Here is a 24138-nt window from a genome sequence, read left to right on the forward strand (position 1 = left end):
CGTGCGCGATCTGCTCGCCGACCTGGTGTCGCGCGACCGTCCCGTCGACGCGCCGCGCTGGCACGCCTTCTGGGACCGGCTGCGCGACGGCCGCCTGCGACGCGGCGACGTCCTCGCGGTGTCCGCCGCGCTGTCCACCCGCCGACCCGGCACCGCGACCGTCGTCGCGCTGGTGTCCTCGCTCCGCGAACGCGCCGGTGAGCCGCCCGCCGCCGGGACGCCCGGCTCGGCTGGGCCCGTCAACATCGTCGGGTCCGGCGGGGGCCCGTCGACCTTCAACGTCTCCACCGCCGCCGCGCTGGTCGCCGCGGCCATGGGCGTGCCGGTGCTGAAGACCGGATCGCACGCCTACACCAGCAGGCACGGTTCGTTCGACCTGTTGGAGAAGCTGGGAATCCCGCGCGCCGACTCGCACACGGCGGCCCTCGGGATGCTGGAGAACTCCGGGATCGCGTTCGCCGACTACTTCGTCTACCCGGAGGAACTGCGGCTGCTGAGCGCCGCCGTCCTCCCGCACGACATGCGCCGCGTCGGACGGCTCTTCAACACGATCGGCCCCTTCCTGGCCGTGGTCCCGGTCAGCGCCCAGGTGGTCGGCGTCGCCGATCCCGAATGGGACGGCGTGTTCCGCGAGCTGGCGGAGCAGCCGTCCTGCCCGCCGACCTGGTTGTGCGGCAACGACCTCGGCGTCGACGAGTTGGTCAGCTTCACCGACAACCGGATCCGGCGTGTCGGCGACGCAGGCGCGGATGCCGCCGAACTCAAGCTCGTGCCGGACGACCAGGGCTTCGCCCCCGGAAGCATGGCCGATCTCGCCCCCGTCGCCGACGGTTCCGCGCTCGTGCCGCACTTCCTGTCGGTGCTGGGCGGCGACGGCCCCATCGCGGCGGTGCAGACGGTCGCGTTCAACGCCGCCGCCCTCGCGGCGGCAGCGGGGACGTTTCCCGACCTGTCCGTCGCCGTGGCCTCCGCACTCGACACGATCAAGGACGGCGCCGCGGTGCGCCTCGTCGAGCGGCTCCGGGACGCCGGGTGAACGCCGTCCCGCAGCCGTCCACCCGGCGCCTGTTCACCGGCAGACCCCCCGGCGAGCCGGGCCTCGCGCTGTTCCTCAACGCGGGCGACCCACCGCTGGACGTCCTGCGCGACGTCGTGACGACGCTGGACGAGGCGGGCGTCGACTGCCTGGAACTGGCCGTGCCGTTCCCCGACTCGTTCACCGACGGGCCGGTCATCCGCCGCTCCGCCCGCCGCGCCCTCGACCACGGCGTCGGGCTGACCGAGACGCTCGACTTCGTCGACGACGTCCGACCGAACCTGCGGCGGCTGCGGATCACGCTGCTGGCCGACTGGAGCCACACCGTCCGACCGGTCACGCTCCCCGGCTTCCTGGACCGGGTCGCGGCATCGGGCGCCGACGCGCTGCTCCTGCACGGGCTGCCACCGGCGCAGCGGCAGCGGTATCACGAGTCGGCGCTCGACCTCGGGCTGCCGATCGTGACCACCTGCTACGCGAGCTCCGACGAGGCGGTCATGGCCGACAGCGCGCGTAACGCCACCGGCTATCTCTACCTGGTGGCCCACTACGGCCGCAGCGGCACCGCTCCCCGTGGCGACCACACCTCGGTCGCCCCCGCGATCGCGCGGCTTCACGATCTCACCGGCGCGCCGATCGCCGTGGGCTTCGGCGTCACCGGACGCGCGGACGTCCGGGCCCTGCACGGTGCGGGGGCGGACGCCGTCGTCATCGGCAGCGCGGCCGTGGCCCGCGTGGAGCGCGCCATGACGGATCGGCGGGACGTGGCGGCCACCCTGCTCGCCTTCGTCGACGAAATCCGGCCGATCCGCGAAACACAACAGGAAAGGGGCGCATGAAATGATCATCAGGCAGCTCGACGAGGTCAGGACGGTCGACTGGGGCAACGGCACCAGCCGACGCTTCCTCCTCGCATCCGACCGGATGGGCTACACCCTGACCGACACCATCGTCCGTCCGGGCACCAAGTCCCGGCTGGCGTACCGGCGCCATCTCGAAGCGTGCTACTGCATCGCGGGACGCGGCGAGGTGGTCGACTCCGACGGGAACTCCCATCTCATCGAGCCGGGAACCATGTACGCCCTGGACCAGCACGACCCCCATTTCCTGATCGCGGCACCCGGCCGGGAACTGCGTCTCGTCTGCGTGTTCACGCCCGCGCTGCAAGGCGACGAGGTGCACGACCTGGACTCGGCCGAGTTCTCCCATTACTGAACCGTCCCACCACCGGCGGAGCCGGCCCCGCGTCCTGGAGCACCCGTGACGGGTGTCGTGGACCCAGCCGAGCTGGGAGAAAGGCACAGGAGTGAACGAGTGGAGTGTGGACCAGGAAGCACTGCGAAACGGGCTGAAATCGTGGTGCGAGGCGCTGAACACCGGCCACCTGGAACGTGATCTGGAGGGGACCTTCTCCGAAGAGGCATGGAAGCTGGTCCGCGAGTCGGGAATCCTGGGCCTGCCGTTCGACGAACGGTACGGCGGCCTCGGCCAGGACCTGCTCACCACCATGTACGTGCTCGAAGGGCTCGGACACGGCTGTCTCGACGGCGGGCTGAACTTCTCGGTGTCGACGCACATCGTCGGCGTGGGCGTCGCGCTGCAACGGTTCGGCTCGGACGCGCTGAAGGAGCGTTACCTGCCGGGGATCTGCGCGGGCTCGACGATCGGCGCCCACGCGATCAGCGAACCCGACCACGGTTCGGACGCGCTACAGATGACCACGAAGGCCGTGCGGGACGGGGACGGCTACGTCCTGAACGGCGCCAAGTGCTTCGTCACCAACGGCCCGGTGGCGGACCTGTTCACCGTCTATGTCCGCACCGGCCGCGAGGGCGGGCCGCTCTCGATCACCGCGTTCCTCGTCGAACGCGACACGCCGGGCCTGACCTTCGGCGAGCCGACGAAGAAGATGGGGCTGCGAACGTCACCGATGTGCGAGCTGTACTTCGATGACTGCCGGATCCCCGCCGACCATGTCGTCGGACGCGTCGGCGGCGGGTTCCTGGTCCTGGATCACGTGATGAAGTGGGAGATCCTGTGCTCCTTCATCATCAACACCGGCGAGATGCAGCGCCGTCTCGAACGGACCGTGGAACACGCGAAGAACCGGGTCGCGTTCGGTCGTCCGATCGGCGGGTTCCAGGCCGTGTCGCACAAGATCGTGGACATGCGGACCGGAGTGGCCACGTCGCGCAAGTGGCTGTACGACACCGCGCGGCGGCTGGCGGCGGGCGAGAACATCACGGTCGACCTGGCCACCGCCAAACTCATCGCCAGCGAGAACAACCTGTCGAACGCGCTGGCGGCGGTGCAGATCTTCGGCGGCAACGGCTACACGGTGGAGTACGGCCTGGAGAAGGATCTGCGCAACGCGGTGGCCGGAACGATCTACTCCGGAACGTCCGAGATACAGCGCAACCGTGTCGCCGCCATGCTCGGCCTGAACGACGACCCGTCCGACGGGTCACGGCGAAGCCTGCGCGGGCCCTCTTCCAGAGGTGGGAAAGAGGGCGCGATCCATGGGGGGTGAACAGAACGACGAGTTGCGCGCCACGGAGTTCCTCAACCACGGGTCGCCGCAGGTGCGCGAGTTCGTGCGGCGCAGGCTCCCGGCCGACGCGCACACCGACCGGGAGAAGGCCGTCGCGCTCTACTACGCGGTTCGCGACCGCGTCCGCTACGAGGTCTACGGCGCCGACCTGTCCCGCGTCGGGCTCAGGGCGAGCAGCGTGGTGGACGCGCGCGGCGGCATGTGCCTGCACAAGTCCGTGCTCTACGCGGCGACGCTGCGGTCCGTCGGCATCCCCAGCAGGCTGGTGCTGACCGACGTCCGCAACCACCTCACCTCAGACAAGCTGCGCGAACTCGTCGGCGGCGACGTCTTCCACTATCACTGCCTCACCTCGGTGCGGCTCGACGGCCACTGGGTGAAGGCCACTCCCGTGTTCAACAAGACCCTCTGCCGACTCTATGGAATAGCTCCGCTGGAATTCGACGGCACCGGTGACAGCCTGCACCATCCGTACGACCTGCACGGCAGGCGCCACATGGACTTCCTCCACACGCACGGCGACTTCGACGACCTTCCCTACGACATGGTCGTCGACGGTCTGCGGTCGGCGCATCCCCGCCTGTTCAGCGGTGCGACGACGTTCGTCCGCGGCTCCCTGGTCGCCGATGCGGGCGCCCTGTCTGGCGGCCCGTCCGGTGGCCCATCTGGTGGCCCACCGCCGTCCAGCACGTCCAGCACGTCCTGACCCACAGCTCCTGGAGACATCGTGCCCGACCAGATCAAATACCTGCTCGACGAAGATCAGATACCCCTGACCTGGTACAACTTCGCGGCGGACCTCCCGGGCCTCGCCCCCGCCCTCCACCCGGGGACCGGCCGTCCGCTCAGCCCCGGCGACCTGACGGCGATCATGCCGGACGAGTTGGCGAAGCAGGAACTCACCACGGAACGGGAGATCGAGATCCCCGGTCCGGTTCGCGAGATCTACGCCCAGTGGAGGCCGTCGCCGCTGTTCCGGGCGCGGCGGCTCGAACGGGCCCTCGACACCCCCGCCCGCATCTACTACAAGTACGAGGGCGGCAGCCCGGCCGGAAGCCACAAGCCGAACACCGCCATCGCGCAGGCCTACTACAACAAGGAAGCGGGCATCACCCGGCTCGCCACCGAGACCGGCGCGGGCCAGTGGGGCTCGGCGCTGTCGCTGGCGGGCGCCCTGTTCGGCCTGGACGTCAAGGTCTTCATGGTGAACGTCAGCTACCACCAGAAGCCGTACCGCCGGGTGCTGATGGAGACCTACGGGGCGACCTGCACGCCCAGCCCCAGCCGGGAGACGCGCGCCGGACGCGAGATCCTCGCCGCCGACCCCGAGTGCAGCGGCAGCCTCGGCATCGCCACCTCGGAGGCGATCGAGGTGGCGATGGACGATCCGACCACCAACTACGCGGGCGGGAGCGTCCTCAACCACGTCCTGCTGCACCAGAGCGTCATCGGGCAGGAGGCGATCGCCCAGTTCGGGATGGCCGAGGACTGGCCCGACATCGTGGTCGGCTGCGCGGGCGGCGGGAGCAACTTGGGCGGCCTGTCCTTCCCGTTCCTGGGCGAGCACCTCCGCGACGGGCGGACGACACGGGTCATCGGCGCCGAACCCGCCGCCTGCCCCACGATGACGCGCGGGCGACTCGCCTACGACTTCGGCGACACCGCCCAGCTCACGCCGCTGCTGAAGATGCACACGCTCGGGCACGGTTTCATCCCGCCGTCCCTGCACGCCGGTGGGCTGCGCTACCACGGAATGGCGCCGCTGGTCAGCGCGGCCGTGGAGCAGGGCCTGATCGAACCCGTCGCGGTGCCGCAGACCGACTGCTTCGCGGCCGGGCTGCGCTTCGCCCGCGCGGAGGGGATCGTCCCCGCCCCCGAGTCGACGCACGCGATCCAGGTCGCCGTCGCCGAAGCGTTGCGGTGCAGGGAGGAGGGCGTCTCTCGAAGCATCCTGTTCGGGCTCTCCGGACACGGGCACTTCGACCTCAGCGCCTACGAGGCGTACCTGGGCGGCACACTCGCGAACGACCCCTGCGACGAGGACGGCATGACCGCGGCGCTCGCCGCGCTGCCCGACGTGGTGGGCACCTGACCCGATGTGGACCAAGATCTGCGGGGCTACCGGGGACGCCGACATCGGCCTGCTCGCCGAGCTGGGGGTCGATCTGATCGGCCTCTGGCACGGCGTCCCCGGCGGCCACGCGGACCTCACATCGGCCCAGCTCACCAGGTTGGCTGGGCTTACCACGGCACGCGGCGCGACACCCGTCCTCGTCACCTTCGTCCGGGACGCGACGACACTGCGCACGGTCACGTCCGCCTCGGGAACGCGATGGGTCCAACTGCACGGTTACCAGCCGCCCGCGCTGGTCGCCGCGCTCAAGGCGGAGGGCCTCACGGTCGTGAAGGTGCTGCACCTGCGGGGCGAGGACTGCGTGGAACGACCGCTGATCGCCTCGTACGAGCGGGCCGGTACCGACCTGTTTCTGCTGGACAGCGTCACCGCCGACGGCCAGGTGGGAAGCACAGGCGTCCCACCCGCGCCGGACGCCGCGCGGGCTCTCGCGCAACGGCTGACCCGCCCGTTCCTGCTGGCGGGCGGGATCCAGCCGGACATTCGGGATCGCTACGCCGAACTGACCGCACTCCCCGGCTTCGCCGGAATCGACGTCGATTCATTTGCCCGGGGACAGGACGGAGCGTTCTCGGCGGAACGCGTCACCGCCCTGCGTCAGGCATGGGGCGCGAAAGGTGGAACGTCATGACGAGCCGGTTCATCGAGGCGCTGCTGGCGGCCGAGACCCCTGTCATCATGGAGATCAAGGCCCGCGACGCCGCCGGGACCGACCTGACCGACGGCCGGTCCCCCGCCGACCTCGCGTCCGCCTACGAGACGGCGGGCGCCCCCTGCCTCTCGGTCGTGACCGGCCGCTGGTTCGGCGGCGACCGCGACATGCTGCGCGCGGTGGCGGCGCGCACTGACCTGCCGATCCTCCAGAAGGACTTCATCACCTCCGACGCCGACCTGGAACGGGCCCGCGACCTCGGGGCCAGCGCCGTCCTGCTCACCGCCGCGCTCCTGTCCGCCGGGACGCTGGCCAGCCGGATCGACCGCTGCCTGGCCGTGGGTCTCACGCCCTTCGTCGAGGTGGTCAGCGAAGGGGAGATCCAGACGGTGACCCACGTCGCCGACTGCGTGATCGCCGTCAACAACAAGGACATCCGCGACCGCGAGACGGGCGCCGCCGACATCGGACGCAGCCTCTCGCTCCTCCCCGCCGTGCGGGCCACGGGCACTCGCTGCCCGGTGAGCGCGAGCGGCATCACGACACCTGAGATCGCCGCGACCCTGCTCGACGCGGGCTACGCCGGGCTGCTGATCGGCACCGGCTTGCTGCGGGCACCGTCGCTCACCACCTGGCGGGACGCGCTGGCGGAAGGCCGACGATGACGACCCTCAACGAGGACCGGGTGGACGGGGCGCTCTCCGTCCGCGACGCGCTGACGCGGCTGGGGCCGTCCGACCACCACGAATGCGACGTCCCCCTCACGCCCGACACGGTCGCCGCCCACTTCGCCGCCAATTTCGCCGGCGTCCCGGCCGTTCCCGCTGCCCGCTCTGAGTGCGCCGTCCGCTACACCGGGGTGGGCGAGATCGCCTTGCTGCTCGGGCTGTACGGGGACGAACCACGCGTCCGCCGCTTCCTCCCCGGCTTTCCGGTCAAGGTAAACCCGCTGACCGCCCGCCAGGCGCTGGCCGAGGCGAGGACACCTGTAACCGCCGTCCGAGACGCCGAACGCCTCCCCGACCTGTCGCGCCTGCCGATACTGCGGACGACCCCGCGCGACGCCGGACGCTATCTCACGATGGGGATCGTCCAGTCGGGCGACGCGCTCTCGGTGCATCGCATGCTCGTCCTGGACGACGACCACCTGGCGATCTGGATGCTGCCCAGCCGCCACCTGCGCGCCCGATACCTGGCCGCGACGGAACGGGGCGAACGGCTCCCCGTGACGATCAACCTCGGCGCACCGCCCGCCGCGATGATCGCTGCGTCCCTGGGCACCAGATTCCTGCCGGACGGAACCACCAAACTCGACGTCGCGGGCGCGTTCGCGGGCGCCCCCCTCGCGCTCGCACCGGCCGTCAGCCAGCCTGAACACGTCCTCGCGACGTCGGAGATCGTGATCGAAGGCCATCTAGACGGCACGACGTCCGACGAGGCGACGACCACGCGAGTCTCCATGCCGGAGTTCCTCGGCTACGACGGCACCGCCCAGCGGGACCTGCCGGTCATCACCGTCACCGCCGTCACGGCACGTCCCGGCGCCCTCTACCAGGCGACGATCGGCCCGGGCCGGGAACAGTCGGTGATCCTGGGAATGGCCGGTGCCGTCTCCACCGCCCTGTCGCTCGACGACCCGACGATCGCGGACCTGCACCACACCCCGGCCGGAGGCGGCATGCTCACCCTCGTCGCCGCCGTGACCGACCTGGGACCGGACGCGAACCAACGCCTGGCCGGGATCTCCCAGGCGATCTTCACCCGGCACCCGTTCACCAAACTGATCATCTACGTCGACGACGACGTGGACATCCGCAACCCCGAGGACGTCCTCTGGGCCATGACCACCCGCGCCAACCTCGGCGTCGACGCGGTCACCCTCCCCGGTTTCCGGCCACTCGGCATGGACCCGTCCCACTCGGACACCTGGGACCGGGGCGGCGGCGACAACCGCACCTTCATCAACGCGACGGTGCCGTCCGCGCTGCGCGACACCTTCGGGCGAAGTTTCCAGGAGCCCGGATGAGACTCGTAGTGGGGATCACCGGGGCCACCGGAACCGTCATCGGCGTGCGGATCCTCTCGATGCTCAGAGAACTAGGCGTGGAGACCCACCTGATCCTCAGCCGATGGGGCCGGGCCACCCTGGAAACAGAAACCGACCTCAACGTCTCCGACGTGTACGCGCTGGCCGACCATGTGCACGGGGCGGGCGACGTGGCGGCACCGATCTCCAGCGGCTCGTTCCGCACCGACGGCATGATCATCGCACCGTGCAGCATGAAGACGCTGGCCGCCGTCCGCACGGGCTACGGCGAGGGACTGATCGCCCGAGCGGCGGACGTCACCCTCAAGGAACACCGCAAACTGGTGCTCGTCCCCCGCGAACTCCCGCTCTCAGAAATCCATCTCGACAACATGCTCACGCTGGCACGCATGGGCACCGTGATCGCCCCGCCCGTGCCCGCGTTCTACAACCGTCCGACCACGATCGACGACATCGTGGACCACATCGCCGTCCGGGTACTCGACCAGTTCGACCTGGAGCCTCCAACGGCCCGCCGCTGGCAAGGCATCCCCACCCGCACCAACGGCAAAGCCCCACCAATCTGAACCCTCAGTTACACCAGATCGTGGGCGCTATCCGCTCAGCTGCCACCCGCAGTTCTTGTCCACCAACGTCGGCGACGACTCAGCCCCCATCAGCTTCCCGCGCCGCGCGCTCGAGCCGATCCCGGTAGCCCTCCCACCAGGCCTTGTCACCAGGCGCCATGTTGTCGGTGTCGACCCGCATCCCCACAGTTCCATCGATCAGTTCCCGGACGATGTCGGCGTGACCGGCATGCCGACTGGTCTCAGCGATCACATGCACCAGGATTTGGTGCAGCGTCACCGCGCTCCGCTCGTCCGGCCAGTGCGCCACCCGCCCGGCCGCGTCCAACTCCAACGCCTCGAACGTTGCGTCAGAATGCGCCCACGCCCGGTGATACAGCCCGATGATCTGATCACGCGACTCATCGGCCGTCGCCCACATGTCCGCATTGAGCTCGGCATCATCGTCGAACCACGGCAGCGCCTCACCGGACGGCCGACCGAAAGTATCGCCGAAGTACACGAACTCAAGGCTGGCCACATGCTTGACCAGCCCCAACAAGTTGGTACTGGTCGGCATCACCGGACGACGAATGTCGTACTCCGAGAGCCCCTCCATCTTCCACAGCAGGGCGTCCCGCCCAGCCTGTAGATAACGCTGAAGATCCGCCTTGAAACCCGATCCAGTCATGCCACGCAGTCTCCCACCCCGCCCCGAACGCTTTTCGGGCAGCGTCCAGCCTGCTCAGCGCAGCAGCAGATCGATCACCCCCGTGGTGCCCTCATCACCGTGCCCGTCAGCGAGACGACGCTCCATCAGTGCCATGAACGGACTGATCAACTCCGGACTGACGCCCTGTTCCTCGGCGGTCCGAAGCAGCGTCCCGTTAGCCTCCACCATCATGGCAAGGTTCGAGGTCACCCCCAGGGTGTAATCGCCGGTCTCCAATTGCGCAGCAACCCCATTCGCGTAAGGCGCCATACCAGTAAGCCATTCGACGAGCAAAGCCGCAAACCCCTCGGGAGCAACCTGCGTCCTCCTCATAAGTGCGAAAGCATGCGACACCCCCGCGAACATGCCGGTCATCGCACTAAGCAGCGCCACGTCATAGAGGGCGGCCAACCCAGGATCCTCCCCGACAAACCGGATTGCCGCCGGAACGGCCAGCACATCACCCCAGGCCGCGAACAACTCCGACGACCCGCTGTAGAAGACATAAGCACCAGAACCCTGAACCCCGATCATCGGCGGCACAGCCATAATTCCGCCGTCCAAATAGCGAGCACCACGTCCAACCGCCCATTCAGCACGCTCCCGCGCCTCCCCAGGAACCCCGGTAGTCACATTGACCAGATCCTTACCCCCCAACTCCGCACCATCGAGAACCTCACCCACAGAGACGTCATCAAGCAAGCAGACAACCACCAAATCACCCACAGCCACCGCTTCACGAGCCGTCACCGCAACCTTCGCACCCTCCGCAGCAAGCAACTCGGCCCGGCTCACCGTACGGTTCCAAACAGTCACCTCATACCCAGCGACGAGCCACGCGCGAGCGAGCGCACTGCCCATAGCACCAAGCCCGAGCACACTGATCTTCGTATCTCCCATGCCCTCCAGGCTCGTCGCCGGACACGACAACGATCAAGTACGCACTTTGAAGTGCGTGGTTACCCTGACGCCAACAACAAGGCAGAAGGGTCAGAACGATGCGAACCACACGGCGACCGGGCTCCTACGTCTGCGGCATCGACGCGGCGATAGACGTGATCGGCGGCAAGTGGAAGGTCCTGATCCTCTGGGCACTCGCCCAACGCCCCCACCGCTTCGGCGAGCTACGCAGAGAGCTACCCGGGATAACCGAAAAGGTCCTCACAGCCCACCTACGAGAGCTGGAGCTGGACGGCATCGTGAACCGCAAGGCGTACGCCGAGGTCCCACCACACGTCGAGTACTCCCTAACCCCACTCGGCACCACCCTCAACGAGGCCCTGGCTCCCCTGGGCGCCTGGGGACGCCAAAACATCCTCGGCAACACCCCACCCCACTAACCCCACCCCACCCGATCCTGGACGGGGCCCACCCGCCACAGACCCTCCTGTCTCCGCAGCGCGCGCGTTCTCCAACCCGCCGCTCACCTGCACGTACACTGAACCGCTCGGCCAGGTCCACATCAATCCCCTGACCCGCGTCATAGAACCACAACTGCCGCGTCTCAGAACGTGGAGGGCACCCACGCGCGCCCCCAGGCCAACTCCGCCAAGCCCCAAACTAAGACCGCGCCCCACGGTCGAGTGGCAGCCACCGCCTACAAGCAGAGGCACCACCCCACCGCAACAACCAAAGCGGACCAGCTCACGTCCCCCTGCGCCCAATCACAGGCTGAACTGGCCTTCTCCAACTCAATCCCGACTCCTCACCGAACCCAACCAGGAGGTCACCCATGAACGTCCTCACCCGCAACGCACAAACAACCAACCGCAAGCCCACCGCCGATGCCTCGGACCAAGCTTCCCCACACACCCTCACCCGCCTCAAACGCAGCGCCCCTGGCCATCAGCACACCCCCCAGCCTGGACCCCTCACCAGCAAGACCGGCGTCTCCTGGATCTCCGCAACCCACCACAACCTCAACACCCCCTGATCAACCCCCGGCCACCAACAACACAACCGAACCTGGTGGGGTGCGGAGAAACCCCGCGCCCCGCACCCCACCACCACACACGACGCCACCCGGCCCCGCCGACCTCGTCCTAGCCACGTCGCCCACAACCGCCAGCACGCCGGCCTCGCCCCACCGCATGTTTCATCGCCACCACCACTGAATCGGGGTCTAAGACACCGAACCACAACACAATCGCGGCATGCCCAACGGCTCGATCTACAACTCCTGGCCCGCCACCAAAATCCGCGCCTACCTCAACGAAACCCCTACACCACCCGCGCGTCCGGACCCCCGCCAACAACCCCGCCGTCCTCCCAGCGGGCCGGGCAAGATCACCACTGCCCGCCCCGCAAGCTGCTTCGCATCCAGCGGCAACGTTCGTCGATGAGTTCGGGCAACACCCTCAACCGTCCAGCTGCCGGTTGCTGAGTTGCGGCAGCTTCCAGGGCCTGCGCCGCGCGGGGTATCACCACGCCGGTGCCTTCAACTGTCATGGTCTAGGCGCGAAAAGCTGTCGCCATCCAGGCTCGTGTGTCATTACTGTCGACCTGATGAGTGATGACCTTCTGGCCGCCTATGACGAGCACCTGCGGGGAACCGGCGTCCTGTCGTCGGGCGCTTGGCTCGAGCGGGACGGTCCGTTGTTGCGGGTCGTCGGAGATCATCGCGGCTTCATCACCGGCCCGCGCGACCTCTCCAGCCATGATGTGGACGCTCTCATCGCCGCGCAGATCGCCTTCTTCGGCGCCCGCGGCGAAGCCGTGGAGTGGAAGACCCGAGGCCACGACCTCCCCGACGACTTGCCCGACCGGCTGCAAGCGGCAGGTTTCGTCGCCGACCCCACCGAGACAGTCGTCATCGGCAACATCACCGACATTCCAACCGCCCCACCCACTCCCGACGACGTGGTGATTCGCCGGGTCGGCAGCGAGGCGATCCCCGCGATCGTGGCAATGGAGTCGCAGGTATGGGGCCAAGACTGCGGCTTCATGGGAGACCATCTGTCCGGAATGCTCGCCGCCGCTCCCGACCACATGGCGATCTTCACCGCAGAGGCCGCCGGCCAAGTCGTCGCCGCGGCCTGGATGGCACTCCAACAGGACGGGATCTTCGCATCCCTGTGGGGCGGTTCGACACTCAAGACATGGCGAGGCCGCGGCATCTACCGCAGGCTTGTGGCCGCCCGAGCCCATCTAGCCGCCGAACGCGGCTACCGATACCTACAGGTCGACGCCTCCGACGACAGCCGCCCCATCCTAGAACGCCTAGGCTTCCAAGCCATAACCACCACAACCCCCTACATCTGGTCACCCCCAGCCTGAACACCCCACCATTACAAAAAGACGAAACGTATTCGCGCTCCTCACCCACCTCAACCCGCCGGGGTCTGGTAGCTCTCTGACCGGGACGATGTCATAGGGGAAACTCAGGCCTCAGCCACCGATGAGCACCACGGGGCAGAATGAACTTCCTAAAGCCAGAGGCTCTTGGAGGCTCGATATCGTGGACATCGTGTCCGCCGACCTTCCCACTTGCCCCACTTGCAACCGAGTGCTGGAGTGGGGCGGCTTCGTCCTGATGCTGCGGGAGGATGACGGGAAACGCACGTGCCGCTCGCTTTGGGGTTGTGTCGATAGTCACCAGTGGTGGATGTGGGCGGACAGACCCGAATCGACTTTGGAGCCGTGCCCGTATCCAGAGCTGTTTGGCTCCTAATGCAGCGGCGCGACCCCGAGCGGACCGGGCGATCGTCCGGCAAACGCGCCCACGCAGCGATGCGCGGCCATGCGCGTGCGGTCGCGGACCAGCGCCCACGCCACACCCCCCGGATACGCGGGCGGCGGGTCGTATCAAGGGCGCAAACGGCACCGTCCTTGATCCAGAACAGTTGAGTTCGGTGGCGTCAACGTATGGGCGCTTCAGTAGGCCTTTTCGCCGCGTTCCAGGTAATGAGTTGTTCCGTCCTAACGGGCCGCGCGCCCGCGGACGATGCGTCGTGCGAGGCGGCTGATAGTCAGATCATGTGACTGTCAACGTAATCGGGTGCAAGAATTCCACCGGACTGACGCTGGCTGCGGCGACGACCGCCTTGGCAACGCTGACCGATGTCATCGAACCTGTGGCAAACGTGGTCGCCTTGCTTCACGAACGAGAGACGGCGCCCACGGAGAGTGAGGGGTCGAGTTCGCCGGGAACCTGCCATGGTGGCCTGCCACCCGTCGTCGCGAGCACGTCGTGGGCTGATCAAAATGGCGAACAGTGAAGCCTGAGCAATGCACGAGCCGGTTATGTGGCCTTAGGACTGTGGTGTGGAGCAGGTGACGGCAATCGCGTGGATCAGCCCAGCCCGTGCCGCCACAAGTTTCGCAGGGCGTCGTTGACCTCGTCGGCTTGTTGGACCTGTGGGTAGTAGCCGGGGACCTTGAGGTGTCGTGCGCTGATCCGGTCGGCGATGAACTCGGCGGCGGCGATCAGAGGCTCGCCCGCGTACCGGCGGTAGAGCTCGGGGGCGTCCTCCCAGGTGCCCGAGATCATCAGCTTGGGCCAGGGTGCGGTGGCGAGCGGGTCCAGCGGGATGTCCGCGTCCCAGCAGGGCCGCTCACGCATCGCGGTGCGGACCGTCCGCAGGCGTTCCGGCGTGGCCTCCGGCACAGGCATTCCGATGCCCTCGGTGGACGCCCGCAGATACTCCTCCGGGGTCGTCTCTGGCGGCAGTCCCCCAGCGCTGGCGCGAGCGCGTTCCAATGCCTCGTCCACCACCGGATGACCAGCCGCAGGCCGCAGGGTGCCAGGTTGGATCAGCGTCAGCGACCGCACCAGGTCAGGTCGGCGCACGGCGGCCAGCATCGCGCCCGCGCCGCCATAGGAGTGCGCCACCAGATGAGCACCGCCGCCGAGCAAAGCGACGATGTCGTCCGCGTCCACCTCATAATCACTGCCGTCGATATCCGGGCTCGCCCCGTGACCGCGCCGGTCCATCATGACCAGCCGAAACTCATCCTCCAGGGGCCGCTGATTGCCGAATCCGTACAACTCGTCGGCGCCCCAACTGAAGATCCCGTGAACGAAGACCGCCGAGTCCGAGCCGTCTCCCCACACCGTCGCCCGCACGTCCGCCATGATCACCCCCGTCACCGGATCATATTCGGCACTTTCTGACCGTTCGGGGTGGGGGAGTCCCGCGCCTGCGGAGCGGCCAGCGCGCCTAGCGTGATCGTCAGGAACTCGACGGGAGAACCCTTACGGACTCACCTCCCTGCCCCCAAGGCCGAGTGCGACTGTGACCGGGACCGGGACCGGGACTGGGTGGCAGTTTTCTGGCGCGTCGGGAGGGTCGGCGGCTGCCTTCAGGAATCCGGCAGGCTGGCATGGGGCGTCCACGAGTCGAGGGCCTGGCCTGCCCGCTGATGTCGTCAACGCCGATCATGGCGATCGGGACAGCACTCAGCGTGGATCGCGGGGGGCCTGCTAGGCCGGTTGGCCGGTCCCGGAGAGCACGGCCCGGGTGATGTCCGCCAACTGTCGCGCGGCGGCGGGATCGAAAGGTGCGCCGCTCACGTCGATCTTGGTGTGCTGCATGTAGGCACTCAACGGTTCTGGGTCAGGGTTGTCGAGATGGCGTCGCAGCATGTCCACGGCCGCGTCGACCGGCTGGCCGCGGTCGTGCATTCCGGCGACAACCGCAGCGTCAGCCTCGTTGTAGTCACCGGTGAATCCGGTGGCGGTCAGGCCGGGATGCGCCAGGACGTAACGGATCCGGGTGCCGGGATGTGCGGCGGTGAATCCGACACCGGCCAGGTCGCTGAGTTTGCCGCATTGCGCCATGACGCGGTCCGGCCGGTAGTCGCGGGTGAATTGGAGATCGTCCCAGTTCATCGCCGACAGGTCGGCGCCCGGTCCGGCTAGGTCGAGGATCACGGGCTGTTCCCCCGCCTCCAGTCGGTCGGCCAGGCCGTGGCTGAACAGATACCGGCTCAGATAGAACAGCGCGAAGTTGTGCTCGATGCCCTCGGCGGTCTCGCGGCGGGTCGAGCGGTAGTATCGCGCGGCCAGCACCAAGGCGTCCACGACCGGGTGGCTCTGTGCGATTTCGGCGACGACCCGCCGGTTCTCGGCCACCAGGCTCAGATCGGCCTGAACATATTCGGCGCGCTCGCCCGAGCCGATGGCCCGAGCCTCCTCAAGGAACCGGCGGCCCTTGTCCGGGTCGCTGCCGATGACGACCACCCGGTCGCCGCGCCCCAGGCAGTGCAGGCCCAGCCCCTTCCCGATGCCGGCGGTGCCCCCAGTGATCACGATCGTCTTCAACGACGTCTCCTCAACTAGACTCAAGAGTCCAACATAACAGTCCTACCAGTACAGCCCAGACCAAGGCCACTAGCCCGAAGAGTCTGGTTTGGTGGACGGCCCGGTATGCTCGGAACATGAGCCCACAGTTGAACAGGGGCCGCATCGACAAGCGGAAGGACATCCTGGACGCCGCGTTCAGCGTGTTCGCGCGCGAGGGCTACCCGCAGGCTCATGTCGACCAGATCGCCGCAGAGGCGGGAGTCGCCAAGGCCACCGTCTACAACCACTTCGGCGACAAGGAGAGCCTGTTCCGCGAGACGATCGCCGCGCTGTCCGAGCGGGCGCTGGCCCGCAACCTGGCCGCGGTGGCACTGCTGGCCGAGACGGGTGACGACCTCCCCGCCGCGCTGACCAAAGTCGGGATCCACCTCGTCGACTGCTACTGCGACCCGCAGTCCTGGGCGCTGAGGCGCCTGTTGTACGCCGAGACTCCGCAGTTTCCCGATCTGCTGGAACTGACGCAGGTCGGCGTCGCCGAACCTGTTGCCCAAGCGCTCGCCGACCGGCTCGCCCGACTGGCCCTGGAAGGCCACATCGACATCGCCGACCCGGCGCTGGCCGCCGAACATCTCACGGCGCTGCTGACCGGGCCGCTGGAGGCGCGGTCACGCTTCGGCACCCGCCGCATCCCCCGCCTCGAACGCAAGACCATCACCGAATCCGCAGTGGCCACTTTCCTCAGCGCCTTCGCACCCCGGCCTTGAGCCACGACGCGACGGGCTTACTCCTACCCAAGTCTGCTGCCAACGGGCAGCAGGCACGGCTTCGTACGACGGCGTCTTGAACGATGCCGAGCGAGACTACGGGGCGGTCGGGGCGCTGGCCCCGGTGGCCTGCTCGCCCGCTTATTGCCCGTGGGCCATCTCACCCCTAGAAGAGCTCAAGGCCCAGCTTCGAGGATCACGTCCCCGGCTGGGGCGACCTTGGGTGCAGGTCACCGACCCCGTGCCTCGTGGACGGTCCCTAGGGAGGGCGCTGGCCATGGATCCGCCTGTTGTCCCTGCGTCAGGGCGTTTTCGGCCGTCGACAAATACGTAACTAGTAGGTTACGCTTTCTGTGTGGACGAAGTGGCGGGTGCGATCGCGGATCCGGTGCGACGGCAGATCCTGGTCATGCTGCGCGGCGGCAGGCTCTCGGCAGGGCAGATCGCCGAGCACTTCCAGATCAGCAGACCGGCCGTGAGCCGCCACCTGCGCGTGCTCAGACAAAGCGGGCTGGTACGTGACGAACTCGTCGGCAGACGACGGCTCTACGAGCTCGACGCCGGACGGTTCACCGAGCTCACCACGTGGCTCGCACAGTTCGTCCAGCCGTCCAGTTGGGAGCACCGCCTCGACGCGCTGGAGACAGAGGTCTACCGGACCCGCCGCGAAGGCCGTTCGCGCGGCGCACCCGACCAGGCGAAGGAGAACACGGCATGAGCCCTCACCCCACCGGCGAGCTGTTCCGTACCGGCACCGGAAGCGATCTCGTCCTCACCCGGACGTTCCGTGCGTCCGCCGAGGACGTGTGGGCCAGCGTCACAGAATCCGACCGGACGGCCCGCTGGTTCGGGCCATGGGAGGGCGACGCCGTACCCGGCGGGACTATCAAGGTGCAGATGGCGTTCGAGGAGCAGGCGCCGTGGATGGACATGCGCATCGACGCATGTGAGCCGCCACAACGGCTGGCCCTGTCGACGACCGACGAGTCCGGCACCTGGCGACTCGAGCTGCTGCTGTCGGAAGCAGGCGGTTCGACGCAGCTGCGGTTCGTACAGCACCTCGACAGCGACGACCAGATCGGCGAGATCGGCCCCGGCTGGGAGTACTACCTGGACATGCTCGTAGCCGCACACAACGGCTCCCCCAAGCCGGACTTCAACGACTACTACCCCGCAATGAAGCCATACTTCACCGCATTGATCCCCCGAACGTGACACTCAAGCCGAGCCGTCACCAGCGCGACAGGGAGATCGCGTCGGCGCTCGGCAAGATGGCCGAGCGGGAACTCAAGTAGTCCAAGCAGGGGAACAAGGCCAAGGACTCGGGCACGTAGCGGGCACGGCGGCTGATAGACAGGCAAGGCCCAAAGTCATTGACCTGGGCCTTTGGTGTGGGAGCGGGTGACGGGAATCGAACCCGCGCTGTCAGCTTGGGAAGCTGAAGTTCTACCATTGAACTACACCCGCGTGGAGCCTGGTGGGCCGCCTTGCTGTGGATACTGTACCGGAAGTCGGTCGGGGGTTGGTTGTGGGTTTGGGGTGGGGGCGGCGTTAGTGGGCTAGGCCTACGGTTAGGAGGACTGCTGTTAGGCCTGCGGCTGTGGCGCAGAGGGTTAGGACTCTTGGGTGGACGCTGTGTGCCTCTGGGAGGATCTCGGCGGCGGAGAGGTAGAGGAGGACGCCGGCGAAGAAGCCCAGGTAGGGGGACAGGACGGTGTTCGGGACCGTGGCCAGGGTTCCGGCGGCGGCGCCTGCGATGGGGGCCAGGGCGTCGGCGGTCAGGAGGAGGAAGGCCGGGCGGCGGTCGGTGCGGTTCAGGGATGCGGCTGTGAAGGTGTTGAAGCCGTCCGCGAAGTCGTGGGTGATTACGGCCAAGGCTACGAAGATGCCCACGTCTGTGCCGGACTGGAAGCCCAGGCCGATGCTGAGGCCGTCGATGAGGCTGTGGACGACCAGCGCGGACGCGGCCAGCAGGCCCGCTGAGCCGCGTCCGTGCGCGTGGACGTGGGGTGCGTACTCCGATTCGTGTGCGCGGTGGATCGCGACCGACTGTTCCACGATGTGGAGGACGACGAAGCCGATCGCGAAGCCGATCATTGGGGTGGGGACGCCCAAAGGGTCGTGGTGCGCCATCTCCAGTGATTCGGGGAGCAGGTCGAAGGCGACGACGCCGAGCATCAGGCCGCCCGCCAACCCGAGGACGAGGTGGCGGTGGTCGCGGACGCGCATCGCCGTGAGGCCCCCGGCGAGCGTCATCGCGAACGCGAGGACGGACGCGATCACGGCCATTCATGGGTCTTACCAGGCGGTCGTCGCCGCAACCCTGTTCAGCCCATCGCGTCGACGTCGATCACGGGGCCCTTCGGCCGCTGGATCCGCACCGGCTTGCCGAACTCGAGGTATTCGAGTCGGTCGCCCAGGGTGCCGCCCAGGAGCAGCGGGTACGGGGCGCCCTGTGCCGCCACTTCGAGCGTGTCCCCCCTCCCGTTGTACAGCACCACCGTGGGAACGCCGCGAATATTTCCCGGCTTACCCTTCTTCCAGCCCTTCGTGCTCTTCAGCACGTCGGTGAGCAGGGCCGTTCGGTTGGTGAAGGCGGCGATTTCCTTGAAATCGCTGTTCGTGGCGGTGGTCTTGACGTGTTTTCCGGAGAGGAGCCGCACCGCGCTTGAGCCACCGGCCGATTTCCAGAACGCCTTGTTGCCCGAGAGGTAGATGGTCCTGCCCAGCCTGGTGATCTCGACGCGCTGGGAGCCCTGCGTGAACCACCCGGTGGCCTTCGTCTTTCCGGCGAAACGGAAGTCGAGCTTGTATTTCTGGCCCTGGTCGGTGACCTGCGCGCGCATCCGCAGGTAGGACGCCGACTCGGCCGCCTTGCGAGTGCGCGACACGATCTCGCCGGGGCTCAGCTTCGCCACGCCGTTGGACCGCGGATCGGCGGACGCGGTGGGCGTCTTCGACGGTGCGGCGGCCTCGCCGTCCTGTTCCGGCAGGCAGCCGACCGTGCACGCGAGCACGAGTGCGAGCGCGGCCCCCGATACCTGTGCGCGCCCGCTCGGCCGTCGGTAGTGAAACACCATGTTCCCTTTCACATCGTCATTTGGTCCGGAAAAGGCTGCCGTATGCCGGTGTGGAATGACTGTCGCTATGCTGCGGTCACTGCGCCGGGGCCGCCGAATGACGGCGGAGGCGCTGGAGTGGGGGGTGATCGTTCTGCCCGGTGACGGTCCGTCACTGCGTTTCGAGATCCTGGGGCGTCCCGCTGCCTGGCGGGACGGCGAGGAGCTCGGTCTGGGGCCCGGCAAGCAGCGGGCGGTGCTCGCCGTTCTGTTGCTGACGCCCGGACGGCCGGTGCCGACGTCCTCGATCGTGGACGCGGTGTGGGGGGACGAACCGCCCGACAACGGGGCGAACGTCGTCCAGAAATACGTGGCCGGTCTGCGCCGAGTGCTGGAACCCGACCGTTCGCCGCGTTCGCCCGGCCGGTTGCTGACGTTGACCGGCGCGGGCTACGCGCTGCACGTGCCGGACGGCGGGTTGGACGCCGGGGTCTTTCAGGACGGCGGCAAGGAGGGCCTGGAGGTGCGGGGTGCCGGGGACGCGGCGCGGGCCGAGCTTCTGCTGCGGGACGCCCTTGACCTCTGGGACGGGACGCCCCTCGCCGGGCTGAACGGCCCGTTCTTCGCCGCGGCCCGGGACCGGCTGGACGAGGAGCGCGCGGCGGCTCTGGAGGCGGCCGCCGAGATCGGACTGGAGTTGGGGGAGCACGCGCGGCTGGTGCCGGAATTGATCCGTTCGGTCGCCGAGTTTCCGCTCCGCGAGGGATTCCGTTATCTGCTGATGCTGGCCCTGTACCGGAGCGGCAGACAGGCGGAGTCCCTGGCCGCCTACCGGGACGCGCGCCATTTCTTCAACGAGGAATTCGGGTCCGAGCCGGGCGAACGACTCCAGAGCTTGCATGTGGGGATTCTGCGTTCCGATCCGGCTTTGGCGGCGCCTTTCACAGCCAATGAGCGGACTGGGCCTGCGGAGGTGGCGCCGCCGTCGTCGGTGCCCGGTTCAGCCGGTTTCGCCCCTCCCGACCCGGGCTCCGATTCCATTCCGGCGGCAGCGGCGATGCCCGTTCCGGACGCAATGAGCTTCGCGCGCCCGATGTCCGGCCCGCCCCCGTGGATCGCATACTCCGGCTCCGCCTACGCCGCTCCGCCCGTCGGCACCGTCTCGCCCGCCTACAACGCTCCGCTCGTCAGTGCTGTCTTGCCCGCCTACAGAGTCCCGCCCGTCAGCACCGTCTCGCCCGGCTACAACGGTCCGGGCGTCGGCGCCGTCCCGCCTGCCTACGTTGGTCCGACCATCGGGTATCGGTCGGACGGGGCGTCGTCGGGCAAGTCGTTCGGGCGGCGGCTGCCGTGGGTGGTGCGGGTGGCGCTGGTGCTGATCCCCGTGTTCAGCTTCGGGATCGCGACGTGGACCCCCTTCGTCTACTTCGCGGCACGGCGCAAGAGCCTGTGGCACGCGCTGACGGCCGTCGTCTACCTGGCGTTGACGATCATCTTCCTGATCGCCGCCGACTTCCTCGACGAGAACCGGACGACCTGGTGGGACCCGGTGATGGCGGTCACCCTGCTGGCCACGGTGATGGGCGGCGCCGTCCACCTCGCCGTCCTCACAGCCGAACCGTGGTCCCGGCAGGCGGCGGCGCCCGACGTCCGGGAGATCGAGCGGCGGGTGCGGCGGGAGCAGGCACGTTCGCTCGTCACGCACCACCCGGAGACCGCGCGGATGCTCAACATCGGCCGCCCCGACCTGCCCAGCACGTTCGACGACGGGGGCCTGATCGACGTCAACACGGCGCCCGAGCATCTGCTCGCCTCGCTGCCCGGCTGGACGCCCACCACGCCAAGCTGATCGTGCTGGCCCGGACGGCGCACGGCCCCGTCGCCTCCATCGACGACCTCGTCGGGCGGAACATCCTGCCGTACGAGATGGTGAGCGATCTTCGCGCCACGCTTGTCGCCGTCCCGCCCATGGTGGACGCGCCCAAGGACGCCGCGACGTACTGACGACGCCTACTCGGCGGCGACGGGCTCCTTCTCCTCGGGGGCCGTGCCCTCGCCCTTGATGGAGCGGATCAGCAGCTGGGAGACGTCGACGACCTCCAGCGACTCCTTCGCATCGCCGGAGTTCTTCTTCTCGTTGATGGCGTCGCCCAGCATGACGAGGCAGAATGGGCAAGCGGTGGAGACCGTGTCGGGATTGGTCGCGAGGGCCTCGTCCACCCGTTCGGTGTTGATGCGCTTGCCGATGCGTTCTTCCATCCACATGCGCGCACCACCCGCACCACAGCAGAAGCCGCGATCCTTGTGCCGGTGCATTTCCTGGGTCTTCACGCCGGGGACGGTCGCCATGATGTCGCGCGGCTGCTTGTACACCTTGTTGTGGCGGCCGAGGAAGCACGGGTCGTGGTAGGTGATGTTCTCCTCGATCGGGGTGACGGGGGTGAGCTTCCCGGTCTCGACGAGGTGCGCCAGCAGCTGGGTGTGGTGGACGACCTCGTAGTTCCCGCCGATCTGCGGATACTCGTTGGCGAGGGTGTTGAAGCAGTGCGGGCACGTCGCGACGATCTTCTTGACGCCCGCGTCGTTCAACGTCTCGACGTTCTGCTGGGCGAGCATCTGGAAGACGAACTCCATGCCGAGACGGCGGGCCGGGTCGCCGGTGCACGCCTCCATGGGGCCGAGGACGGCGAACTTGACGCCCGCGATGTGCAGCAGTTCTGCGACGGCCTTGGTGGTCTTCTTGGCGCGGTCCTCCAGGGCACCGGCGCAGCCCACCCAGAACAGGTACTCGGTGTCGTCGGCGACCTTGTCGTCGACGACGTCGACCTCGAAGTCGAGTTCCTCGACCCATTCGAGGCGTTTCATCTCGGACATCCCCCACGGGTTGCCCTTGTTCTCCAGGTTCTTGAGCATGACGCCCGCCTCGGACGGGAAGCTCGACTCGATCATGACCTGGAAGCGGCGCATGTCCAGGATGTGGTCGATGTGCTCGATGTCGACCGGGCACTGCTCGACGCAGGCTCCGCAGTTCGTGCAGGACCACAGGACGTCCGGGTGGATGACGCCGCCCTCGCCGACGAGCTCCTTGTCGACCTGCATGGCGGCCTTCTGCTCGTCCGTGAACGCGCCCCTGGCCTCCTCGGACGCGGTGAAGTACGGCGCCTTGGCGAGCGCGTGGTCGCGCAGTTCGAGGACGAGCATCTTCGGCGACAGCGGCTTGCCGGTGTTCCAGGCGGGGCACTGCGACTGGCAGCGACCGCACTCGGTGCAGGTCGCCATGTCGAGCAAGCCCTTCCAGGTGAAGTCCTCGATCTTGCCCCGGCCGAAGACGTCCTCGTCGGGGTCGGCCTCCTCGAAGTCGAGCGGCTTGCCGTCCGACATCATCGGCTGCGCGGCGCCGAGACCGTCCGGGCGGCGCTTGAACATGACGTTCAGCGGCGCCAGGAAGATGTGCAGGTGCTTGGAGTGGACGACGAAGACGAGGAACACCAGCGCGACGCCGATGTGCAACAGCAGCCCGACCGACTCCAGCACTTCAAGGGTGTCGTGGCTGAGCCCCTCGAACGCCTGCCCGACAAAGTACGAGAAGTACGCGCCCTTCCCGTAGGCGAGGTTTCCGCTGGCGTGTTCGGCGCCGCGGAAGAAGAACATCGTCCAGACCACGTTGAAGATCATGAACAGCGTGAGCCAGGCGCCGCCGAGATGCGAGCCCTTGAACCGGGACGCGCGGCCGAGGCGCTTCGGCGAGTTCTTGATCCGGATGGCGGTGAACACGATCAGACCGGCGAGGGCGGCCAGGGCGATGGTGTCCTGGACGAACCCGATCGGCCCCCAGGTCTGGACCCCGGGGATGTGGTGGTCGAGCCCGACGAGCAGCGCGACGGCCGCTTCGAGGTAGACGGTGATCAGGAGGAAGAAGGCCCACATCACCGCGGCGTGCGCGGCCCCGGCGAGCGACCACTTGAGCAGCTTGCGCTGGCCGAGGACCTCGGTGACCTGGTCCTGGACGTCGGCCTTCGGCTCGCGCCTGACCCGCAGCACGCGCTCGGGGTCGGGCTGCCCGCTCGCGCCGATCCGGTACAGGAACAGGACCCGCCGTCCGGCGAGCGCCAGCGCGACCGCCGTTCCGGCCAGCCCGATGACCAACGTGATCCAGAACACTGTCCGTCCTCCTGGGTACGGTCGATGGCAGTCAGCGTAAGGCTCGCGACCGACAGTGCGTTCATCCGGGGCCCGAATACTACTCGGTAGTAGCTTGCGGGCCTCGATCCCAGGTCAGCGCATCAAACCCATCCGAAGCATCGACCTGCCGTCCCGTTCATCCCCCTCACCATAGATTTCCTCGCGTTCCGATGAGTATCAGCCGGTTCACGAGTCCCTACCACGAGGCGGGA

The 24138-nt window shown here is 68.0% G+C and carries 25 protein-coding genes and 1 tRNA gene; 18 read left to right on the forward strand and 8 right to left on the reverse strand.

Going from position 1 to position 24138, the window contains the following annotated elements:
• Position 1: 1 nt before the first annotated feature.
• From ABD808_RS26935 to ABD808_RS26980, 10 genes are all read left to right on the forward strand, one after another.
• Positions 2-1036, forward strand: a complete 1035-nt coding sequence (locus ABD808_RS26935; RefSeq protein WP_344901928.1) for a hypothetical protein — start codon at positions 2-4, stop codon at positions 1034-1036.
• Positions 1033-1875 carry a tryptophan synthase subunit alpha gene (gene trpA / locus ABD808_RS26940; RefSeq protein ID WP_344901931.1) on the forward strand — a complete coding sequence of 281 codons (843 nt, stop codon included), beginning with the start codon at positions 1033-1035 and terminating at the stop codon, positions 1873-1875. The genes ABD808_RS26935 and trpA overlap by 4 nt, the downstream gene beginning before the upstream one ends.
• A gap of 1 nt (position 1876) precedes the next feature.
• Positions 1877-2251, forward strand: coding sequence for an ectoine synthase (locus ABD808_RS26945; RefSeq protein ID WP_344901934.1), 375 nt, complete (start codon positions 1877-1879; stop codon positions 2249-2251).
• 91 nt (positions 2252-2342) lie between these two features.
• Positions 2343-3566 carry an acyl-CoA dehydrogenase family protein gene (locus tag ABD808_RS26950; protein ID WP_344901937.1) on the forward strand — a complete coding sequence of 408 codons (1224 nt, stop codon included), beginning with the start codon at positions 2343-2345 and terminating at the stop codon, positions 3564-3566.
• Positions 3556-4293 carry a transglutaminase-like domain-containing protein gene (locus ABD808_RS26955; protein ID WP_344901940.1) on the forward strand — a complete coding sequence of 246 codons (738 nt, stop codon included), beginning with the start codon at positions 3556-3558 and terminating at the stop codon, positions 4291-4293. The genes ABD808_RS26950 and ABD808_RS26955 overlap by 11 nt, the downstream gene beginning before the upstream one ends.
• Positions 4294-4314: 21 nt before the next feature.
• A complete protein-coding gene (locus tag ABD808_RS26960; RefSeq protein WP_344901943.1) occupies positions 4315-5679 on the forward strand; it encodes a TrpB-like pyridoxal phosphate-dependent enzyme in 1365 nt (454 codons plus the stop codon).
• Positions 5680-5683: 4 nt separating this feature from the next.
• Complete coding sequence (locus ABD808_RS26965) at positions 5684-6352, forward strand: phosphoribosylanthranilate isomerase (protein ID WP_344901946.1); 669 nt, start codon at positions 5684-5686, stop codon at positions 6350-6352.
• Positions 6349-7038 (forward strand): beta/alpha barrel domain-containing protein, encoded by a 690-nt coding sequence (locus ABD808_RS26970; RefSeq protein WP_344901949.1) that lies wholly within the window; start codon positions 6349-6351, stop codon positions 7036-7038. Before ABD808_RS26965 ends, ABD808_RS26970 begins: the two co-directional genes overlap by 4 nt.
• Positions 7035-8399, forward strand: coding sequence for a UbiD family decarboxylase (locus ABD808_RS26975; protein WP_344901952.1), 1365 nt, complete (start codon positions 7035-7037; stop codon positions 8397-8399). The genes ABD808_RS26970 and ABD808_RS26975 overlap by 4 nt, the downstream gene beginning before the upstream one ends.
• A complete protein-coding gene (locus ABD808_RS26980) occupies positions 8396-8986 on the forward strand; it encodes a UbiX family flavin prenyltransferase (RefSeq protein ID WP_344901955.1) in 591 nt (196 codons plus the stop codon). The genes ABD808_RS26975 and ABD808_RS26980 overlap by 4 nt, the downstream gene beginning before the upstream one ends.
• Positions 8987-9065: 79 nt before the next feature.
• On the opposite strand, the gene ABD808_RS26985 is transcribed toward ABD808_RS26980, so the two are convergent.
• Both ABD808_RS26985 and ABD808_RS26990 read right to left on the reverse strand, forming a co-directional pair.
• A complete protein-coding gene (locus ABD808_RS26985) occupies positions 9066-9656 on the reverse strand; it encodes a DinB family protein (RefSeq protein ID WP_344901958.1) in 591 nt (196 codons plus the stop codon).
• A gap of 54 nt (positions 9657-9710) precedes the next feature.
• Positions 9711-10577 carry an NAD(P)-dependent oxidoreductase gene (locus ABD808_RS26990; RefSeq protein ID WP_344901961.1) on the reverse strand — a complete coding sequence of 289 codons (867 nt, stop codon included), beginning with the start codon at positions 10575-10577 and terminating at the stop codon, positions 9711-9713.
• Between the two features lie 98 nt (positions 10578-10675).
• Here ABD808_RS26990 and ABD808_RS26995 point away from each other — a divergent pair, with 98 nt between their 5' ends.
• The 3 genes from ABD808_RS26995 to ABD808_RS27005 all read left to right on the forward strand — a co-directional run bounded on the left by ABD808_RS26995 (position 10676) and on the right by ABD808_RS27005 (position 12953).
• Positions 10676-11017 carry a winged helix-turn-helix transcriptional regulator gene (locus ABD808_RS26995; RefSeq protein WP_344901964.1) on the forward strand — a complete coding sequence of 114 codons (342 nt, stop codon included), beginning with the start codon at positions 10676-10678 and terminating at the stop codon, positions 11015-11017.
• Positions 11018-11409: 392 nt separating this feature from the next.
• Positions 11410-11610: a hypothetical protein gene (locus tag ABD808_RS27000; RefSeq protein ID WP_344901967.1), complete on the forward strand. Its 201-nt coding sequence runs from the start codon at positions 11410-11412 to the stop codon at positions 11608-11610.
• Positions 11611-12182: 572 nt separating this feature from the next.
• On the forward strand, positions 12183-12953 hold the full coding sequence (locus tag ABD808_RS27005) for a GNAT family N-acetyltransferase (protein ID WP_344901970.1): 771 nt from the start codon (positions 12183-12185) through the stop codon (positions 12951-12953).
• A gap of 1015 nt (positions 12954-13968) precedes the next feature.
• Here the strand turns inward: ABD808_RS27005 and ABD808_RS27010 are convergent.
• Positions 13969-14766 carry an alpha/beta fold hydrolase gene (locus tag ABD808_RS27010; RefSeq protein WP_344901973.1) on the reverse strand — a complete coding sequence of 266 codons (798 nt, stop codon included), beginning with the start codon at positions 14764-14766 and terminating at the stop codon, positions 13969-13971.
• A 333-nt stretch (positions 14767-15099) separates the two neighbouring features.
• The gene (locus ABD808_RS27015) at positions 15100-15939 is read right to left on the reverse strand and encodes an SDR family NAD(P)-dependent oxidoreductase (protein ID WP_344901976.1); all 840 of its coding nucleotides are present in this window, start codon (positions 15937-15939) and stop codon (positions 15100-15102) included.
• Between the two features lie 116 nt (positions 15940-16055).
• Between ABD808_RS27015 and ABD808_RS27020 the strand changes: the two genes are divergently transcribed.
• The 3 genes from ABD808_RS27020 to ABD808_RS27030 all read left to right on the forward strand — a co-directional run bounded on the left by ABD808_RS27020 (position 16056) and on the right by ABD808_RS27030 (position 17900).
• Positions 16056-16685 (forward strand): TetR/AcrR family transcriptional regulator, encoded by a 630-nt coding sequence (locus ABD808_RS27020; RefSeq protein WP_344901979.1) that lies wholly within the window; start codon positions 16056-16058, stop codon positions 16683-16685.
• A 355-nt stretch (positions 16686-17040) separates the two neighbouring features.
• Positions 17041-17403: a metalloregulator ArsR/SmtB family transcription factor gene (locus ABD808_RS27025; RefSeq protein WP_344901984.1), complete on the forward strand. Its 363-nt coding sequence runs from the start codon at positions 17041-17043 to the stop codon at positions 17401-17403.
• Positions 17400-17900, forward strand: coding sequence for an SRPBCC family protein (locus ABD808_RS27030; protein ID WP_344901989.1), 501 nt, complete (start codon positions 17400-17402; stop codon positions 17898-17900). Before ABD808_RS27025 ends, ABD808_RS27030 begins: the two co-directional genes overlap by 4 nt.
• A gap of 181 nt (positions 17901-18081) precedes the next feature.
• On the opposite strand, the gene ABD808_RS27035 is transcribed toward ABD808_RS27030, so the two are convergent.
• From ABD808_RS27035 to ABD808_RS27045, 3 genes are all read right to left on the reverse strand, one after another.
• Positions 18082-18152 (reverse strand) — tRNA-Gly (locus ABD808_RS27035).
• 84 nt (positions 18153-18236) lie between these two features.
• Positions 18237-18974, reverse strand: coding sequence for a ZIP family metal transporter (locus ABD808_RS27040; protein WP_344901992.1), 738 nt, complete (start codon positions 18972-18974; stop codon positions 18237-18239).
• A gap of 38 nt (positions 18975-19012) precedes the next feature.
• Positions 19013-19765 (reverse strand): hypothetical protein, encoded by a 753-nt coding sequence (locus tag ABD808_RS27045; RefSeq protein WP_344901995.1) that lies wholly within the window; start codon positions 19763-19765, stop codon positions 19013-19015.
• A 55-nt stretch (positions 19766-19820) separates the two neighbouring features.
• Here ABD808_RS27045 and ABD808_RS27050 point away from each other — a divergent pair, with 55 nt between their 5' ends.
• Together ABD808_RS27050 and ABD808_RS27055 are read left to right on the forward strand one after the other, a co-directional pair.
• Positions 19821-21593 (forward strand): AfsR/SARP family transcriptional regulator, encoded by a 1773-nt coding sequence (locus ABD808_RS27050; protein WP_344901998.1) that lies wholly within the window; start codon positions 19821-19823, stop codon positions 21591-21593.
• Between the two features lie 2 nt (positions 21594-21595).
• A complete protein-coding gene (locus ABD808_RS27055) occupies positions 21596-21748 on the forward strand; it encodes a hypothetical protein (RefSeq protein ID WP_344902001.1) in 153 nt (50 codons plus the stop codon).
• 6 nt (positions 21749-21754) lie between these two features.
• Here ABD808_RS27055 and ABD808_RS27060 read toward each other — a convergent pair whose 3' ends face one another.
• Positions 21755-23905 carry a (Fe-S)-binding protein gene (locus ABD808_RS27060; protein WP_344902004.1) on the reverse strand — a complete coding sequence of 717 codons (2151 nt, stop codon included), beginning with the start codon at positions 23903-23905 and terminating at the stop codon, positions 21755-21757.
• Positions 23906-24138: the final 233 nt, after the last annotated feature.

This window comes from Actinomadura meridiana (assembly GCF_039537545.1).
GTDB classification, from domain to species: domain Bacteria; phylum Actinomycetota; class Actinomycetes; order Streptosporangiales; family Streptosporangiaceae; genus Spirillospora; species Spirillospora meridiana.